At 60.6% G+C, this 17,209-nt stretch carries 14 protein-coding genes; 3 read left to right on the forward strand and 11 right to left on the reverse strand.

Translation table 11 applies throughout. From position 1 onward, the window contains the following. Positions 1–58: 58 nt before the first annotated feature. Together ACSQ3F_RS21170 and ACSQ3F_RS21175 are read right to left on the reverse strand one after the other, a co-directional pair. Positions 59–895, reverse strand: a complete 837-nt coding sequence (locus tag ACSQ3F_RS21170) for a universal stress protein (protein WP_436102245.1) — start codon at positions 893–895, stop codon at positions 59–61. Positions 896–988: 93 nt separating this feature from the next. Next, on the reverse strand, positions 989–3,679 hold the full coding sequence (locus tag ACSQ3F_RS21175) for a bifunctional acetate--CoA ligase family protein/GNAT family N-acetyltransferase (RefSeq protein ID WP_436102246.1): 2,691 nt from the start codon (positions 3,677–3,679) through the stop codon (positions 989–991). A 387-nt stretch (positions 3,680–4,066) separates the two neighbouring features. Here ACSQ3F_RS21175 and ACSQ3F_RS21180 point away from each other — a divergent pair, with 387 nt between their 5' ends. Then, the gene (locus ACSQ3F_RS21180) at positions 4,067–5,653 is read left to right on the forward strand and encodes an MBL fold metallo-hydrolase (RefSeq protein ID WP_436102247.1); all 1,587 of its coding nucleotides are present in this window, start codon (positions 4,067–4,069) and stop codon (positions 5,651–5,653) included. 289 nt (positions 5,654–5,942) lie between these two features. On the opposite strand, the gene ccoS is transcribed toward ACSQ3F_RS21180, so the two are convergent. The 8 genes from ccoS to ccoN form a co-directional block, all read right to left on the reverse strand. Then, positions 5,943–6,098, reverse strand: coding sequence for a cbb3-type cytochrome oxidase assembly protein CcoS (ccoS, locus tag ACSQ3F_RS21185; protein ID WP_436102248.1), 156 nt, complete (start codon positions 6,096–6,098; stop codon positions 5,943–5,945). After that, the gene (locus ACSQ3F_RS21190; RefSeq protein WP_436102249.1) at positions 6,098–8,377 is read right to left on the reverse strand and encodes a cation-translocating P-type ATPase; all 2,280 of its coding nucleotides are present in this window, start codon (positions 8,375–8,377) and stop codon (positions 6,098–6,100) included. The genes ccoS and ACSQ3F_RS21190 overlap by 1 nt, the downstream gene beginning before the upstream one ends. Then, the gene (locus tag ACSQ3F_RS21195) at positions 8,374–8,868 is read right to left on the reverse strand and encodes a FixH family protein (RefSeq protein WP_436102250.1); all 495 of its coding nucleotides are present in this window, start codon (positions 8,866–8,868) and stop codon (positions 8,374–8,376) included. The genes ACSQ3F_RS21190 and ACSQ3F_RS21195 overlap by 4 nt, the downstream gene beginning before the upstream one ends. Next, positions 8,865–10,427: a cytochrome c oxidase accessory protein CcoG gene (gene ccoG, locus ACSQ3F_RS21200; RefSeq protein ID WP_436102251.1), complete on the reverse strand. Its 1,563-nt coding sequence runs from the start codon at positions 10,425–10,427 to the stop codon at positions 8,865–8,867. The genes ACSQ3F_RS21195 and ccoG overlap by 4 nt, the downstream gene beginning before the upstream one ends. A 129-nt stretch (positions 10,428–10,556) precedes the next feature. Continuing rightward, on the reverse strand, positions 10,557–11,420 hold the full coding sequence (gene ccoP / locus ACSQ3F_RS21205; RefSeq protein ID WP_436102252.1) for a cytochrome-c oxidase, cbb3-type subunit III: 864 nt from the start codon (positions 11,418–11,420) through the stop codon (positions 10,557–10,559). Between the two features lies 1 nt (position 11,421). Beyond that, a complete protein-coding gene (locus tag ACSQ3F_RS21210) occupies positions 11,422–11,571 on the reverse strand; it encodes a cbb3-type cytochrome c oxidase subunit 3 (protein ID WP_436102253.1) in 150 nt (49 codons plus the stop codon). 10 nt (positions 11,572–11,581) lie between these two features. After that, complete coding sequence (gene ccoO / locus ACSQ3F_RS21215) at positions 11,582–12,313, reverse strand: cytochrome-c oxidase, cbb3-type subunit II (RefSeq protein ID WP_436102254.1); 732 nt, start codon at positions 12,311–12,313, stop codon at positions 11,582–11,584. Between the two features lie 9 nt (positions 12,314–12,322). Then, positions 12,323–13,933, reverse strand: coding sequence for a cytochrome-c oxidase, cbb3-type subunit I (ccoN, locus tag ACSQ3F_RS21220; RefSeq protein WP_436102255.1), 1,611 nt, complete (start codon positions 13,931–13,933; stop codon positions 12,323–12,325). 210 nt (positions 13,934–14,143) lie between these two features. On the opposite strand from ccoN, the gene ACSQ3F_RS21225 reads away from it, so the two are divergent. After that, positions 14,144–14,596, forward strand: coding sequence for a hemerythrin domain-containing protein (locus tag ACSQ3F_RS21225; RefSeq protein ID WP_436102256.1), 453 nt, complete (start codon positions 14,144–14,146; stop codon positions 14,594–14,596). On the opposite strand, the gene ACSQ3F_RS21230 is transcribed toward ACSQ3F_RS21225, so the two are convergent. Beyond that, on the reverse strand, positions 14,574–15,302 hold the full coding sequence (locus ACSQ3F_RS21230) for a Crp/Fnr family transcriptional regulator (RefSeq protein ID WP_436102257.1): 729 nt from the start codon (positions 15,300–15,302) through the stop codon (positions 14,574–14,576). The two genes, ACSQ3F_RS21225 and ACSQ3F_RS21230, sit on opposite strands and share 23 nt — an antisense overlap. Before the next feature lie 143 nt (positions 15,303–15,445). On the opposite strand from ACSQ3F_RS21230, the gene hemN reads away from it, so the two are divergent. Further along, positions 15,446–16,795 (forward strand): oxygen-independent coproporphyrinogen III oxidase, encoded by a 1,350-nt coding sequence (gene hemN / locus ACSQ3F_RS21235; RefSeq protein ID WP_436102814.1) that lies wholly within the window; start codon positions 15,446–15,448, stop codon positions 16,793–16,795. The last annotated feature ends 414 nt before the right edge of the window (positions 16,796–17,209 follow it).

Below are 17,209 nucleotides of genomic sequence, written 5' to 3' on the forward strand. Positions count from 1 at the left end.
TCAGCCGATGCAGGCCAAGTGCTGTTGCGCGACCGGCCCGGCATCGGCGAAATGTGGATCAATGGATCATCAGCACGGGAACGCTCGGCGCCTCAAGGGTCGCCTTCGTGACGCCGCCGAAGATGCGTTCCCTCAGACGAGAGTGACTATAGCCCCCCATCACCATCAGATCAGCCGAAACGTCAAGCGCATGCTGATTGAGAACTTGGTCAACGCGTCGGCCACCACTCGCGATGCGGTCGACCGTGACTTTGATCCCATGTCGTGCAAGATAAGTGGCAACATCGGCACCAGGTTCCTCTCCGCTTCGCGCGGAAGATGCCTGTGGGTCAACGAGGGTCACATGAACCTGATCGGCGTTCTTCATCATGTCGATCGCCTCCCGCGCGGCCCTGGCGGCTTCCAGACGGGAGTCCCAGGCAAGCACGATTGACTTGGGAGAAAGCGTCGGCTTGCAGTTCTTTGGAACGAGGAGAACAGGCCGCGCAGACTTGAAGAGGCAGCCGTCGATAGCGAACGCCCGGAGTTGAGGATCCAGTTTAAGGCCCGGTCCAAGGAGTGCGATATCGGCGTAACAGGCGCGCTCACCGATTTCCTCGTCGGACCACGCCATCTCCGTGTAGATCGTGTCGACGTCGAAAGATATGCCGGTTTGGGCAAGGAAGGCCTTGGCATCTTCCGCCCGTTTATCAAGTTTCGCAATTTCGCGGTTGCGCTCGTCGAGCCAGTCGACCGATACGGCGGCAGCATATTCACCAATCGGCGGTGATGCCGACAACGCGACGACCAAAGCGGAAAGATGCGCGCCGGCAGAGGAGCATAGCTCGGCCGCCGCCCGCAGATCATCGTCGGACTGATGAATTCCAGTCACGCTGAGAATGGTTTTGTAGCTCATCACGTGTCCCTTTCGAAGATCGGTGAAGCGTTCAGCTTAGGCCTTCTCGACACGTCCACATTGATCTCCGTCAAGAATGACCGCGCGGTTTGGTCAGGACGGGCGCCCCAGATCCAAACTTACCAGGAACAGACGGGAGTCCTGCTTATAACGCTCGATGGCGAACCCGAACTCCCGGCACATTTTCAGCATGTCCTGGTTCTCGCTGAGCACTATGCCTTCGATGCGCCTCAGGCCGTCCGCTTTGGCAAACTCCCTCAAATGGGCGAGGAGCGCCCACCCGATACCATGGCCCTGCAGATCAGTGCGCACGAGCAGCCCGTACTCGGCGACTTCATGGTCGGGGTCTGCATATAACCGTGCGATGCCGGCCAGTTCGCCGCTGTTCGCATCGAGCGCGACGAATGCCATCTCACGTTCGTAGTCGATCTGGGTCAGTCTGATCAGCATCCGATCCGGAAAGCTCTTGCGAGGTGCCAGAAAACGCAACCGGACATCATCCGCCGATACCCTTTCCAGAAACGAGGGGTAGAGCGCTGCGTCGGCTGGCCGGATTGGCCGAAGTCGATAGTCCTTGCCTTGAATAACGAGGTCTTTCTCCCATTCTGCGGGATAAGGCCTTATGGCCAAGTGCGCATTGGGGGTCGGACACTCCACGGCAGCCGGGTCGATTTCTATGCGGGCGTCGAGCGCGATTACGCCCCGGTCGTCGGCAAGCAGCGGATTGATGTCAATCGAAACGATGCAGGAGAAATCGACGATCAGTTGCGAGATCGCATTGAGCGATGTCATGAGCGCCATACGGTCGGCTGGCGGGCGATCCCGGTAACCTGCCAACAGTCGACCGACGCGCGTCCTGTCGATCACATCGGCTGCCAACAGGTCATCGAGCGGCGGTAGCGCGATCGCCGTATCGTTCACCACTTCGACCGACACGCCCCCCGCACCGAACAAAATCACGGGCCCGAAGATGGGATCGCGATGGATGCCGAGTATCAGCTCGTGGGCCTCTTTGCGCTCGATCATCGGCTGTACGGCAAAACCATCAATCGCCGCCTCCAGGCCGAGTTGCCTCAAATTCCGGGATATCCCGTCGGCGGCCAGTCGCGCAGCAGCAGCGGTTTCAATGTCGAGCACCACGCCTCCGACATCGGATTTGTGGGTCAGCGTCTTCGACAGGAGCTTGATCGCCACCTTGCCCGATCGTTCCAGCAGCTGCGCAGCGGCCTGTTCCACCATCTCGCTCGCCGCCACGACGACGGTTTTGGGCACGGGAATACCATAGGCAGCAACGACCGCCTTGGCTTCCGGCTCAGTCAGCATGCACCGGCCGTCGCCTGCGACATCGCGAAAGATCGCAAGAGCGGCCTGCCGGTCCCGCACGGCATTGCCGCTTACGCCGCTTGGAACGCGCGCCAGTGCGCGCCGCGCGTTCGACCAGTTGTTGAGGTAGGACATCGCCATTGCGACATTCGATGGTGTGTCGAAGCTTGCCAAGCCAGCCTCGACCAGTACACGGCGGCCCTCGCGCGCCGCCTGGCCGCCCAACCAGCACGTCAGCACCGGCTTGCCCGAAATCAGGCCTGAGGACGTGGTGGAGACAATGGCGCGCGCGGCTTCGACAGGAGACGCCAAGCCGGTTGGACAGTTCATGACGATCAGCACATCGACGGCTGGATCGGCGGCAACCGCCTCGACAGCTGTCCTGTAGCGCTCCGGCGAGGCATCGCCGATGATATCGACCGGGTTGGCGCGGGACCAGGTGCCAGGTAGAATCGTATCGAGGATGCGGATGGTCGCAGGCGCAAGCTCCGCAAGGACGCATCCGAGATCCATCAACCGGTCGACAGCGAGCACGCCCGCTCCTCCCCCGTTGGTCACGATGCCGACCTGGGCGCGCTCGAGCGGTGAAAAACGCCCGATCGTTCCCACCGCATCGAACAATTCGGCAAGGCCATCGATGCGCAAAATGCCGGCGCGGCGGAGTGCGGCGTCAACGACCCGGTCGGCGCCGGAAAGAGCGCCCGTATGCGTGGCCGCCGCCTTTGCCGCTTCGGCATGGCGCCCGGCTTTGATGGCGACCACGGGTTTCAACCGCGCCGCGGCTCGCGCCGCCGAGAGGAACTTCCGCGGATTCGGGATGGATTCGAGATACATCACGATCGCCTGGCATTGCGGATCTCCCGCCAGCAGGTCGAGAAAATCGCCGGCGTCGACATCCGCCATGTCTCCGAGCGATACGATGTGGGAGAAACCCACACCGGCATCCGCAGCCCAGTCGATCAGCGACGTGGCGATCGCGCCCGACTGCGATAGCAGCGCGATGCCACCTGCCCTGACCGGCAGATGTGCGAAACTCGCATTCAGTTTCGCAGCGGGCACGATCATGCCGACGGTGTTGGGTCCTATGACGCGAAACAGGAACGGCCTTGCCGCATCCAGCATAGCCTGTTTCAGCCCATTGGCCTCGCTCAGCCCCGCAGTGATCACCACCCCCGCTCGGGTCCCTTTCCTTCCGAGCGCATCGATAATCTTCGGCACGGTTTCCGCCGGTGTCATGATAACAGCGAAATCGGGAATGCCGTCGATATCCTCGACCCTGTTGAAGCAGCGGCGACCGCCCACTTCGGTATATTTCGGGTTCACTGGCCATATCTCGCCGTCGAAGCCAGCGGCGAGGATATTGGTCAATACGACTTTACCCAGCGAGCCGGCCCGGTTCGACGCACCGACGACGACGAGTGATTTCGGGGCAATAGCATGCTCCATGTTCCGAATGGTCATCGCGTATGTCTCCGGTTCCGGTGGTCCGAGGCTTTATCGAGGACGGGGCCGAATGCATTGATTGCGACATGCAAGACAGCAGGCGAGCTTGGACCAATTGCTCGTCCGCGTTGCGCGATATAAACGCAAATTCTGACCGGCGGGTTTCTATAGCATTGAACAGGGCCGGAGAGCGGTATCATGCCCCGCCGCATCCTTATCATCAACGGCCATCCGGAAAACAATCCGGGCCGGCTCTGTTCGGCGCACAACAGGCTAAAGCTCCCCTGCGCCCGGCAGCAAACATCAGCGGACACAGGTCGAGTTTGACGCACATCAAGTTGCGTCCCGCTTTTGATGGCTATGCTAACCGACGACTTGAAAACGCGTCAAAGGATCTGCGACCCCATGTCTGATCAGCCGATTATCCGTTTCCATGGAGCCGCGGGCACAGTCACTGGGTCTTGTCATCTTCTCGAATTCCGCGAAGCACGAATACTTGTCGATTGCGGCCTGTTCCAGGGGTCGAAGACGGAGAAGGAACTTAACTATCGGGCCTTTCCCTTTGACCCGCGCACGATCGACGCGGTCATTTTAACCCACGCGCATATCGATCATTCCGGGCTGCTGCCGAAGCTCGTCAAAGCCGGGTTCGATGGGCCGATCTTTGCGACTCCAGGCACGATCGATCTCTGCTCCGTGATGCTGCCTGACTCCGCCTATATCCAGGAAAGCGAAGTCGAGCACCTCAATCATCGCAACCAGCGCCGGGGTCGCCAGACAGTCGCGCCAATCTACACAGCAGAGGACGCAGCCGTTGCCGTAACGCTGTTGCACGCGGTGGAACTCGAAACGTGGCAGACAGCGGCGGAGGGCATCCGCTTCAGGTTCTGGAACGCCGGCCACCTGCTCGGCTCCGCTTCGGTGGAGATGGAAATCGCCAGTTCTCCTACGGTTCGGATGCTCTTCTCCGGCGACATCGGTCCCAGCCACAAACTTCTGCAATTCGACCCGGAAGCGCCGGCAGGCTGGGACTATATCGTTTGCGAGAGCACATATGGTGACACGGACCGCATCGAAGCCTCAGACCACATTCGCCGTGCGGCATTGCGCGCAGAGGTCGTAGCGGCAACACATCCCAACGGGGCTCTTCTCATCCCCTCCTTCGCCGTCGAACGCACGCAAGAGCTCCTCGCCGATCTGGTTTACCTGATGCAGGCGGGCGAGATCGCAACATGCCCGATCATTATCGATTCACCGCTGGCCACACGAGCCAGCGCGATCTTTCGCAAACATGCGCGGGATATGGAAAACGGTGCATTGCTGGCCAGGGCCATGCAAGCGAGAAACGTGCGGTTCACCGAGACGGTCGAGCAATCCAAGGCGGTCGATTTCATCAAGGGATTTCACATCGTCATCGCTGCGAGCGGCATGTGCGAAGCAGGCCGTATCCGCCATCGCCTAAAGAACTGGCTCTGGCGGGACGAAGGCACGGTCCTGCTCGTCGGATACCAGGCGGCAGGAACGCTGGGTCGCATTCTCGAGGACGGCGCCTCCATGGTCCGAATTCAAGGAGACGATATCAAGGTCCGCGCCCGCATTCGCAGGCTGGATATCTACAGCGGTCATGCGGACGGGCCGGAACTGGCTGAGTGGGTCCGCGCGCGACAACCCGTCCGTGCCGGTGTCTTTCTTGTCCACGGAGAAGACACAGGGATTTCAGGTCTACGGCAACGCTTATCGGCTTTCCTGCCAGAACAGCGGATTACATCCCCGCATTTGGATGCAGCGTTCCGGCTGGCGCCGGAGGGGCCGGTCGATATCTCCAAAGCCCTTCAGCCGCCACGGATCGACCCCGTCCGCCTGGGCAACAGGGACTGGCACAACGACTTTCAATCGCTTGTCCTTGATCTGCAGGATAAATTGGCAAAGACGGCGGACGACAAGGCTCGAGGCGTGGTCATCCGCAAGCTTCGGCGCGCGCTGACGGAGTAATTTCTCAGTCCCGCGATCATGCTCCACATGAGCGACATATCCGCCATGCCTTGCGCGGTCCTTTGGGGCGAGCGGGACTTCCTTTCCGTGGCGAACCGGACGCGCCAGGATGCACGGGAATTTTTCGCGGTCGCCAAGCATGCCGAGATGCGCTGGAACGCGACCGTCTGTCACTCGAAAGCGCAAACACCGCTCTTGCCGTTCCTCGGGCGGGCAAGGTCGGCGGCGCGGCCGTTCTCGTCCCTGGACGAGGACGGCCCGTCCGAAGGAAGAATTGCCTGCGTATTTCCTACGGCTCGGCGCCGGGATCGGCGTCGATCAGGATACGCTCGGCGGCCCCGTCCAGATCATCGTACTGACCGGTGCGCAGGGCCCACAAAAAGGCTGCGAGACCAAGTGCGCCGAGAAACAGGGCGATGGGCAGCAGATAGACCAGCGTTGCCATTACAGGAGGCGCTCCCTGGCTCGTGAAAAACGTTCGACAAAGGCCGGCCATGAAAACGAAAAGCCGTCCTTCTTGGCGCGAAGCCGCAGCGCGTTGCCGATGACGAGCAGCGAAGAGCCGGACATGGCGATGGCCGCAATCAGCGGCGTGACGAAGCCGAGAATGGCGATCGGCACTGCGATCAGATTGTAGATGACGGCCAGCGCGAAGTTCTGCCTTATGAGCCGGTCGGCGTTGCGGGCGATCTGCAGCGACAATGGCACCGCCATCAGGCTGTCACGCAGAAAGATGAAGTCGGCCGCGTTGCGGCCAATGTCCGCCCCCGTGGCGGGAGCCATTGAGACATGCGCCGAGGATAGTGCAGGCGCATCGTTCAAACCGTCGCCGACCATCAGGACCTTTTTCCCCGCTGCGCGCAGGTAGGCGAGGCGATCGACCTTTCCGCCGGGCAGGATCGACGCATTGAACGTGGCGATCGACAAGGCCCCGGCAACCTGCGCGACCGCCGGCGCCTTGTCGCCGGAGAGAATCTCCAGCGACAGGCCTGTCCCGGCCAGTTCACGAACAGCCGCCCTTGTACCGTCACGAAGTTCATCGACAAAATCGAACGATGCGCGCAGGGCGCCATCGATGCTAAATGCGGTTCCTGCCTGTAAATCCGGATTATCCTTGCCTTCCAACGCCCAGGACGTTCGTCCGAGCCTGCAGCACCTGCCATCAAGCGTCGCCTCGATACCGAGACCCGGATGCTCGACGATATTCTCGTAGGTCACCGGCTGGCGTGAACGCCCGGAGAAAGCCGCATCGATCGCGACGGAAACTGGGTGACGGGAAAAGGCGGCGAGACTTGCCGCCATTGCCAGGTCATCGTCATCCACGAATGTCACGTCCCGCAGCCCCAGCCGTCCCATGGTCAGCGTGCCGGTCTTGTCGAAGACGACCGTATCGATCTCGGCCAGCCGCTCCATGGCAGACCCATCCTTCACCATGATGCCGTCTTCGAACAGCCGACGGGCAGCCACCACCTGGACGATCGGCACCGCAAGACCGAGCGCACACGGGCATGTAATGATCAGCACGGCAGTCGCGATCGTGATCGACAGGTGCCAGTCTCCGGTGGCAGCCATCCAGCCGAGGAAGCTGAGGAGTGCGGTAAGATGCACGACGGGGGAATAGAGCGCCGAGACCCGGTCGGCGATGCGCCGGTAGGCTCCCTTGCCCTGCTCGGCAGCCTCCATCAACCGCACCATCTCGGCAAGGAATGAATCCCTGGCCGCAGCGGTTGCCTCGATGGTGAGCGGGCCATTGAGGTTCTGAACGCCCGCCAGCACTGCTCCACCCGGCTCGATGCGTTGTGATCCGCTCTCCCCCGTCACCAGTGAACAATCGAGGTCGGAACGCCCCTCGAGGACGACCGCGTTCACGGGAATGCGCTCGCCGGCAGCAATGAACAGCCGCATTCCGGGCTCGATGTCAGCCAGGGCCACGTAGTTGCGCCGGCCATCCGGCCTGACGACAACGGCCCCACGTGGCGACAGGCGAATGAGGCCGCTGACCGCGGCCCGCGCACGATCGCGCATGAGATGATCGAGCGTCCGGCCGATCAGAAGGAAAAACAGGAGTGAAACCGAGGCGTCAAAATAGGCGTGATGCCCGTGGGTGATCGTCTCGTAGAGGCTCATCGAGTAGGCGAGTGCCACACCGAGAGAAATCGGCACATCCATGTTCATGCGCCCATGACGGAGCGCGTTCCACGCCGAGCGGAAATAGATTCGCCCGGCAAAAGCCATGACGGGTACGGCGATCAGGGCCGACAGCCAATGAAACAGGTCGCGCGTCGGACCATCGGCACCGGCCCAGACGGAGACCGACAAGAGCATGATGTTGCCCGTCGCAAAGCCGGCAACGGCGACGGCCGTGATCAGCTCGGACAAGGTCCCGTCTTTTTCGGTCTCAATATCCTCTGCGAGGTGAGCCGGGTAGCCGAGGCGGGCCAAGGTTGGGACGATGTCAGGGACATCGCTGCCGCGCCAGCTTACGGAGACGCGTTTGGTCGAAAGATTGACGCGGGCGGTTTCGACGCCCGCAAGCCGGGACAGACCCGTTTCGACGGCCTGGATGCAGGCGCCGCAATGGACGGAGGGCACGGCCAGATCAATCTGGTTCAGCCCATTGCCGAGCTCGCGGCGCGCCAGCAATATCTCGTCATTGCAAGGACCGGCGCTTTTCGCCCGCTCGATGTCAAGCACCATGTCGATGGCCGGAGCGCAGCAGCTCATTGGATCACTCCGTCGCGGATCGTGACGCGCCGTACTTCGGCAAAGGACTTCTCAAGACCGATGTCGGTTTCGATCGTCACGATCCAGACACCGTCGCGTAGGCCGTGGCGCCCGGAAAATGTCTTGCCATCCTTCGGCGCAAGGTCGATTGACCAGTCAGCGGTCTCATAGACCGGATGGCGGAACGCGGCGCGGACCGATGTCGCCTTTACCGGCTTGCCCTGGGCGTCCACCAGCCCATAGGCAATTTCGCCGTGGTTGACGGTCAGCGTGCCCTTCAAAGCAAGCGCCTGCTGCTCGCGGCTTTCCTCCAGTCTGCGATTGAAATCCTGGCCGGCGACGTAGGAGTTCTCGACGACCAGACCAGACCATGACGATCCGGCAAGGCTCGCCATGGTCACGTTGACCGCGATGATGGTCGCGAAGAAGGCAATCATGATGCACAGCATGTGCATTCCGGTGAACTGCCGTAAATCGTTCCTGATTTTCATTGCGCTGTCTCCGGTGCATTGAAGGTTGCCGTGTAGTCCGCCCGTTCGCCGCCGACTGTGTCTTCGATGACGAACTTGAATTCCCGCGTGGGCGCGGCCGCTTGCCCCTCGGCTTGCCGGACGAAGACCCTGATGGTCTTCAGTCGGTCGGGTTCAAGTTCGATATCGAACGAAAGCCCCTCCGGCCCGTCGCCTCCCAGCACGGACATCGATGCCGCCGGAAGCTCGCCCTTCAGGGAAAGCTTCACGCTGCGCTGGAGGGGCACCATATTGAGCAGTTTCAGCGTGTAACCGTTGCGAATGGAACCGTCGGACAGCACCACGAACTGAGGATTGCGGTCATGCAGGACGTTCAGTTCCAGCCGGTCGCGCGTGAGCAGCGCGTAAATCATGAACAGGCCGATGGCGCTCCAGACGCCGAGATAGATCAGAGTGCGCAGCCGGAACAGCTTGCGCAGGCTCATATGCGCCACCTTGCCCGACAGGCGACCGTCCGGCTCGCGCACAAGGGCGGGGTTGACCGGGCTCGTTCTTCCGGCGGTCGCGAGCGCCATATTGGCGTTGTAGTCATTCAGGGTCGTATAGGAGATCAGCCCGCGCTCCTTGCCCAGTTTGTCCATCACGCCATCGCAGGCATCGATGCACAAGGCGCAGGTGATGCATTCGAGCTGCTGTCCGTCACGAATATCGATACCCATCGGGCACACGGCAACGCAGGCGTTGCAATCGACGCAATCGCCGACGCTCTCGCCGGCGGATGCCATCCTCTTGGCATGGCGCGAACGCGGCTCGCCCCGCCAGTCATTGTAGGTGACCGTCAGAGACGTTTCGTCGAGCATGGCCGCCTGAATGCGGGGCCAAGGGCACATGTAGGTGCAAACCTGCTCGCGCATCAGCCCGCCGAAGGTGTAGGTGGTCGCGGTCAGGATGGCGACTGTAATGTAGGCAGAGGCAGCTGCCTCGCCAGCGACGAAATCAGCAACGAGTTGCGGCGCGTCGGCGAAATAGAAGATCCACGCGCCGCCGGTTGCTACCGCGATGCAGAGCCATATTGCATGCTTGAGCATGCGGACCGATATCTTGCGAGGCGACCACGGCGCTGCATCGAGTTTGATGCGCGCATTGCGATCTCCCTCGACGGCGCGCTCAACGACCAGGAACAGATCAACCCAGACGGTTTGCGGACAGGTGTAACCGCACCACGCGCGTCCGACCGTCGAGGTGATGAGAAACAGCCCTATCCCTGCCATGACCAGCAGGCCGGCCACGAAGAAAAACTCCTGCGGCCAGATCTCGATGAAGAAGAAATAGAAGCGGCGGTTCGCCAGATCGATCAGCACTGCCTGATCCGGTGCGAACGGACCGCGGTCCCAGCGCAGCCATGGCGTTAGATAGTAGATGCCGAGCGTGATCGCCATGACGATCCACTTGAAACGGCGAAAGTCGCCCGAGGCCCGCTTCGGGAAGATCTTGCGGCGCGGCGCATAGAGGGGTTGGCGGGTCCTGGCTGAGTTGACGGCATCCGCTTCCAGCCGAATGACTTCGCTTTGATCCTGCATCGGGGCACCAGTTTCCAAAAAATTGCGTCATCGACACGCGCCACGCGGACCCACCAAGTGACGCGCCCACCATGCGGAAACGATGCCCGGCGCGCCTTGATCGAAATCAAAGCGCGCCGGGCATGTTCGTCACTCGCCACCCCCGAGCGAGTGGACGAAGACCGCAAGTTCCTTGACGGTCGTCTCGCCGAGACGGTCGCCCCAGGCGGGCATGACGCCCATTTTCGGAGCTTTCACCTGCGCGGCAATCGCTGCCTCGCCCGAACCGTTCAGCCAGATGGCATCAGTCAGATCGGGCGCACCGAGTTCGCGATTGCCCTTTGCCTTTTCGCCATGGCAGGCGGCGCAGTTTTCCGCGAAAATCACCGCGCCCGCCGCAAGATTGTTCGGCTCGGCGACCGGACCGGAGAGGCTCGCGACGAAGGCGCTGACCTCTTGGATCTGTTGGCGGTCAAGGACATCCGCGAAGGCGGGCATCACCGATTCGCGCGCTTGGCCGTTGCCGGCAAAGCGGATGCCATGGTTGATCGTCTGCTGGATCTGGTCTGGATTGCCACCCCATAGCCAATCGTCGTCGTTCAGGTTCGGATATCCGGACGAGCCCTGCGCACCCGACCCATGGCACTGGACACAGTTGACCTTGAACGCTGCGCCCCCGGCGGAGACGGCGATCGAGCGCAGCGTCTCGTCGCCGAGGATGTCGTCGATCGTCTTGCCCTTGATCATGTCGACATAGGTGCCCTTGAGGACATCCGCAGCGGCAATGTCGCGGGATACCTCGGCACGGCTGGAATAGCCGAAAAGACCCTTCGTCGAGGAAGTGAGAAGCGGCCAGGCGGGATAGGCGATGGTATAGGCCAGCGCCCAGAAAATTGTCACATAGAATGTCCAGAGCCACCAGCGCGGCAATGGATTGTTCAGTTCGCGTATGCCATCCCACTCATGTCCCGTGGTTGAAACGCCGGAAACCTTATCGATATGCTTGTCGTTCATGTCAGTCATCCTTCAGGGGGATGCGGGCAGCTTCGTCGCTCAAGATCTTGCTGCCGGGACGGAAGGCGAAAATCGAAGCACCGACGAAGAACAGCAGCATTGCAAGGAGCCCCCAGCTGTCCGCAAATGCACGCATGATGTGATAGTCCATTGCAGCCCCCTTAGCGGTCACCACCGGTTTCAACGTAAGTCTTGAAATCGACGAGCGTGCCCAGCATCTGGAGATAGGCGATCAACGCATCCATCTCTGTCAGCTGCTGCGGGTCACCGTCGAAATCGCCGACCTTGGCTTTCGGGTAACGGGCTTCGAGCCCGGACGTGTCGGCGTTCGGATCGGCCTGCGCCCTGACATCCGCATCGGCATTGTCGATCATTTCCTGCGTATAGGGCACAGTCACCGCCGCATTGGCCTTAAGATGCGAGGCCAGATCTTTGGCATCGAGCGGCGTCGTCTTCAGGAAGGCGTAGCTCGGCATGATCGATTCCGGCACGACCGCGCGCGGCTCGATCAGATGCTGGGCATGCCATTCGTTGGAATACCGGTCGCCGACCCGGGCGAGGTCCGGTCCAGTGCGCTTGGAACCCCACTGAAAGGGGTGATCGTACATGGATTCCGCCGCCAGGCTGTAGTGGCCGTAGCGCTCCACCTCGTCGCGGAACGGCCGAATCATCTGGCTATGGCAGACATAGCAGCCGTCGCGGACGTAGATGTTGCGGCCGGCAAGCTCCAGCGGCGAATAGGGCCGCATGCCTTCGGCCTTCTCGATCGTGTTCTGCAGGTAGAACAGCGGAGCGATCTCGACGATGCCGCCGATCGTAACGACCAGAAGAGAACCGACGAGAAGCAGGGTGGCATTGCGTTCGATAATCGCGTGTTTGTCCATCAATGACATGGAAGTCCCCTATTCTGCGGGCTGCATGGCGGGAAGCGCACCACCGATGGCCTCTTCGTCGCGTTGATAACCGAGGATCGTCATGGTGATGTTCCACGCCATGATCAGCGCTCCCACCAGGTAGAGCCCGCCGCCGAGCGCGCGGATCAGGTAGTAGGGATGCAGCGCGGCGACGCTTTCGACGAAGGAGTAGACGAGGAAACCCTGCTCGTCGTGCTCGCGCCACATCAGCCCCTGCTGGATGCCGGCCACCCACATCACCGCCGCATAGATGACGATGCCGAGCGTTGCGCACCAGAAATGCCAGCTGACCATGCGCATGGAGTAGAGCCTTTCGCGGTTCCACAGCTTCGGCACCATGTAATAGAGTGCTGCAAAAGCGATCAGTCCGTTCCAGCCGAGCGCCCCGGAATGGACGTGGCCGATGGTCCAGTCGGTATAGTGAGACAGAGAGTTGACCGTCTTGATCGACATCATCGGCCCTTCGAAGGTCGACATGCCGTAGAAGGCTATTGCCGCGACCATCATGCGGATGATCGGGTCGGTGCGCAGCTTGTCCCAGGCGCCCGACAGCGTCATCAGGCCATTGATCATCCCACCCCAGGACGGCATCCACAGCATGATCGAGAACACCATGCCGAGCGTCTGCGCCCAATCCGGCAGCGCGGTAAAGTGCAAATGGTGCGGCCCTGCCCAGATATAGAGGAAGATCAGCGCCCAGAAATGGATGATGGAGAGGCGGTAAGAATAGACGGGGCGGTTGGCCTGCTTGGGCGCGAAATAATACATCATGCCGAGGAAACCCGCCGTCAGGAAAAAGCCGACCGCATTGTGCCCGTACCACCACTGAGTCAGCGCATCCTGCACGCCGGAGAAGGCCGAATAGCTCTTGGTTCCAAGCAGCGACACCGGCATCGACAGGTTGTTGACGACATGCAGCATCGCGACGGTGACGATGAAGGACAGATAGAACCAGTTCGCCACATAGATGTGCGGCTCCTTGCGCTTCAGGATAGTGCCGAGGAAAACCACCAGATAGGCAACCCAGACGATCGTGAGCCAGAGGTCGACATACCATTCCGGCTCCGCATATTCGCGGCCCTCCGAAATGCCGAGCAGATAACCCGTCGCAGCCATCACGATGAAAAGCTGGTAGCCCCAGAAAACGAACCAGACAAGATCGCCACCAAATAGCCGCGCCCTCGTGGTCCGCTGCACGACATAGAATGAAGTCGTCAGCAGCGCGTTACCGCAGAAGGCGAAGATCACCGCCGACGTGTGCAGCGGTCGCATCCGGCCGAAGTTGAACCATGGCTCGATGTTGAGATCGGGATAGGCAAGCTGCAACGCGACAACGACGCCGACGAGCAGTCCGACGACGGCCCAGAACATGGTCGCAATGGCGCCGTAGCGGACCGGCTCATCCATGTAGGCGGACGGATTGATGACCGGCGCCGGCTCGAAGTTCGTGCTGCGCAGCAGCACGACCACCGATATCAGCAACACGAAAAACAGAACCCACATGTGACGGGCAAAGGCCGCGTCATATGCAAATCCGGCAGCGAGCAGCACCAGGAACGTGGCGGCACTCAGCCCGATGATGGCGGAACCGTGCTTCATTGAATTTTCCCCAAAGGCATGTCTGGGGTCACATTTCTCGCATCGGAGGCGAAAACGCTTTGATCTATGTCAAGGCTGGTGCCGCAGATGTCGGCCAATGCTTGTCAACGACCAGAGCGGGAGGGCAAGATGTCAATGAGAGGCGGGCGATACAGTCCGGGGTCGCGGCAATACCGCGCACCCTTACAGCCGCTTCGAAACGATCCGGGAATGCTCTCGCCCCTCCAGGAAATGTTCTTCATGCATGAGCAAAAGCTCGCCCTGTGCGGCACGCTGGAGGGCATCGCCGATTCGCTGCCGGACCGGATTGAAAGGCTCACTTGCCTGACGGTCGCCAGTGCGCTCCTGCCGCTCCTCAACCGCGCTCACCATCTGGAGGAGACGATCATCTTCCCGGCGTACGATGCCTTGCCGGACGCAGCCAAATCGGCTGGAACCACGCAGCGATTGCGGATCGAGCATGTCGAGGATGAGTGCTTTGCGGACGATCTGACCGAGATTCTGTTCAAGGTCGGGCACGAGGGTGTGGTTGCGAATGCCGAAATGTTCGGTTTCATGCTGCGCGGCTTTTTCGAAGGCATGCGCCGGCATGTTGCTTTCGAGAGCGAGCATATCGCGCCGATCGTTCGCGGGGTGCTTGCTAAAGCCCCGCACGAAATCTGAGGCGCTCGATATTTCCGACGGTTACATGCCGATTGTTCTCGATCTGAATGATCTTGTCCGCTTTGAGCTTGGTCAGCTGCCTGCTGACCGTTTCAATGGTCAGACCAAGGAAATCCGCGATTTCGGCGCGTGTCAAAGGCAATTCGAAGGCAGCCGATCCGGAACGCGGGTCAAACTCCGGATCGATGTATGTGGCGATCAGCAACAGAAAGCTCGCGACCTTTTCCCCGGCGGTCTTGCGGCCGAGCGTCACCATCCAATCGCGCGCTTCATCCAGTTCCCGCAGCGTTTGCTCGAGCAACCGGTGTTCGAGACCGGGCGACCTCCTCAGCATGCCTTCTATCGTGCGGCGTGGAAAGGAACACAGGGAGACATCGGTCGCGGCCTGAGCGGTCAGCGCGCTCTCCTGCTTGAAGGGGCGGCCAAGAAAATCGGGAGCGAATTGCAGGCCAACGATCTGTTCGCGTCCATCCGAGAGCGTCTTCGTCAGCTTGACGACGCCGGAAAGGATGTTGGAGTATCCATCCACCGTTTCCATGTCGCCGATCAGTTCCGCGCCGCTCGTCACACGATGCTTCGAGGAGGTTTTGGCAAGAGCGACCAACTGCTCCGGTTCAAGCGCGCCGCAAATACCCCGATGCCGGGCCTCGCAAGCCTGACAGAGGACGGGAATGCCGGCGGTGTGTACATCAAGCCGTTCGGTCATCACATTACCAAGTGGATCCAGGTTGCTATTTGCGGGCAAATGGAATGAAACACAATCAACAAAACTGCCGATGGGGTTTGATTGAAATCAAAGCCCCCGCTCCTCTTTTCATCGAAACCACGGTGAACCAGGAGAGCAAATCGATGACAGCCTTCCCGCCGGACATTGTACTTGAAAATGTGCCTCGATACACGAGCTATCCTACGGCGCCTCACTTTCATTCGGGTGTCAGTCATGGTCAATTCGACTCTTGGCTGAGGGTGATCAAGCCCGGTCAAAATGTCAGTCTCTATATTCATATACCTTATTGCGACCAGCTGTGCTGGTTTTGCGCATGCACCACTAAGCATACTCAGCGCTATGATGCAGTGACGTCTTTCCTGACATACCTGCGAAGGGAGATCGAAACTGTCGGGCGGATCGTCAAGGGCAAGGCGAAGATAGGGGCCGTTCATTTCGGCGGTGGATCCCCGACCATGCTGCACCCCGACGACCTCAGGGCACTGAAGACCGCGCTTGGCTGCGCCTTTGACATCCAGCCCGATACGGACATCAGCGTTGAAATCGATCCGCGAGATATAGACGACGCCCGTTTCCAGGCTCTGGCCTCGATGGGTATGACGCGCGCAAGCCTCGGCATACAGGATTTCGACGAAACAGTTCAGAAGGCGATCAATCGCCATCAAAGCTTCGAACTGACGAGAGCGGTGATCGACGGCGTCCGTATCCACGGAGTAAAGTCGGTGAATGTGGATCTGCTTTATGGACTCCCCTTCCAGACGGTTGACAGCGTCCGTTCGACCATAGCACAGACGCTCAACCTGAAGCCCGACCGCATCGCGCTTTTCGGCTACGCGCATGTCCCGTGGCTGAAGAAGCATCAGAGGATGATCAAGGACGAATGGCTGCCTGACGCCGGCGCGCGGTTTGCCCAGTCTTCGGCGGCGCGCGAGATGATTCTGGCTGCGGGTTATGAGGAAATCGGCCTGGATCACTTCGCCCTGCCCGAGGACTCGCTGTCTCTTGTATCCGTCACAGGCAAGCTGCGTCGCAATTTTCAGGGTTACACCGATGATCCATACACGACCCTGATCGGTCTTGGACCATCGGCCATCAGCCAGTTTCCACAGGGCTACGTCCAGAACACGCCGACGACGGCCGCCTACCAGCGGGCGATAGCCGAAATTGGACTGGCGTCGACGCGTGGTATCATCCTCAGCGAGGATGACAGGATCAGAGGCTGGATTATCGAACAGCTGATGTGCAATTTCGGTTTTTCCCTATGGAAGCTTCTCGGGAACTTCGGAGCCGCAGCGCGCGCAATCGCTGCAGAGGCCGAGACAATGGCCGCAATGCACGTCAACGGGCTCTTCGAGTGGCGCGACGAGGGCTTCCGCGTAACACCTATGGGAAAACCGCTCGTGCGGACGATTGCGGCCCGCTTTGACAAATACCTGACAACCGGCAGGGCACAACATTCATCAGCAATCTGACAAGCTCGGCATCAGGCAGATAGATCGACCTGCTTCCCTGGAGATGATGGCGGGCATGATACCTGCCGGCCGCCTCCGTGAGGCCGAGGAATTGGTGCGGGTCGCTCTGTTTCTGGCTTCCGACGCCAGTCGTTTCGTCATCGGAATCGAATTGCCTGCGGCAATCCGGCGCTGACGACGGCGCACCGGCGAAAACTGCCTCAACGAGCGGGCGCTTCTCGTCGCCGCCACCGATCTCGGCCTGTCGCGAATGGCGACTGCCAGCCAAGGTGTTGCCCGCGATCAACTCGTCTGGACGCGGGATGGCTATATTCGCGCTGCGGGTGGCGACATCAATGCCCGTTATGGCGTTGACAAGTGCATTGCAGCGGTTGCTTCGCCGCATCCCCGCTTCGATTGTCCTCATTGGAGGCG

Source organism: Pararhizobium sp. LjRoot238, assembly GCF_964252955.1.
In the GTDB taxonomy this organism is placed as follows: Bacteria; Pseudomonadota; Alphaproteobacteria; order Rhizobiales; family Rhizobiaceae; genus Pararhizobium.

Excerpts from the sequence above, each read along its gene's own strand:
- ACSQ3F_RS21170 (WP_436102245.1), bottom strand. The coding sequence starts at position 895 with ATGAGCTACAAAACCATTCTCAGCGTGACTGGAATTCATCAGTCCGAC.
- ACSQ3F_RS21175 (WP_436102246.1), bottom strand. The coding sequence starts at position 3,679 with ATGACCATTCGGAACATGGAGCATGCTATTGCCCCGAAATCACTCGTC.
- ACSQ3F_RS21180 (WP_436102247.1), top strand. The coding sequence starts at position 4,067 with ATGTCTGATCAGCCGATTATCCGTTTCCATGGAGCCGCGGGCACAGTC.
- ccoS (WP_436102248.1), bottom strand. The coding sequence starts at position 6,098 with ATGGCAACGCTGGTCTATCTGCTGCCCATCGCCCTGTTTCTCGGCGCA.
- ACSQ3F_RS21190 (WP_436102249.1), bottom strand. The coding sequence starts at position 8,377 with ATGAGCTGCTGCGCTCCGGCCATCGACATGGTGCTTGACATCGAGCGG.
- ACSQ3F_RS21195 (WP_436102250.1), bottom strand. The coding sequence starts at position 8,868 with ATGAAAATCAGGAACGATTTACGGCAGTTCACCGGAATGCACATGCTG.
- ccoG (WP_436102251.1), bottom strand. The coding sequence starts at position 10,427 with ATGCAGGATCAAAGCGAAGTCATTCGGCTGGAAGCGGATGCCGTCAAC.
- ccoP (WP_436102252.1), bottom strand. The coding sequence starts at position 11,420 with ATGAACGACAAGCATATCGATAAGGTTTCCGGCGTTTCAACCACGGGA.
- ACSQ3F_RS21210 (WP_436102253.1), bottom strand. The coding sequence starts at position 11,571 with ATGGACTATCACATCATGCGTGCATTTGCGGACAGCTGGGGGCTCCTT.
- ccoO (WP_436102254.1), bottom strand. The coding sequence starts at position 12,313 with ATGTCATTGATGGACAAACACGCGATTATCGAACGCAATGCCACCCTG.
- ccoN (WP_436102255.1), bottom strand. The coding sequence starts at position 13,933 with ATGAAGCACGGTTCCGCCATCATCGGGCTGAGTGCCGCCACGTTCCTG.
- ACSQ3F_RS21225 (WP_436102256.1), top strand. The coding sequence starts at position 14,144 with ATGCTCTCGCCCCTCCAGGAAATGTTCTTCATGCATGAGCAAAAGCTC.
- ACSQ3F_RS21230 (WP_436102257.1), bottom strand. The coding sequence starts at position 15,302 with ATGACCGAACGGCTTGATGTACACACCGCCGGCATTCCCGTCCTCTGT.
- hemN (WP_436102814.1), top strand. The coding sequence starts at position 15,446 with ATGACAGCCTTCCCGCCGGACATTGTACTTGAAAATGTGCCTCGATAC.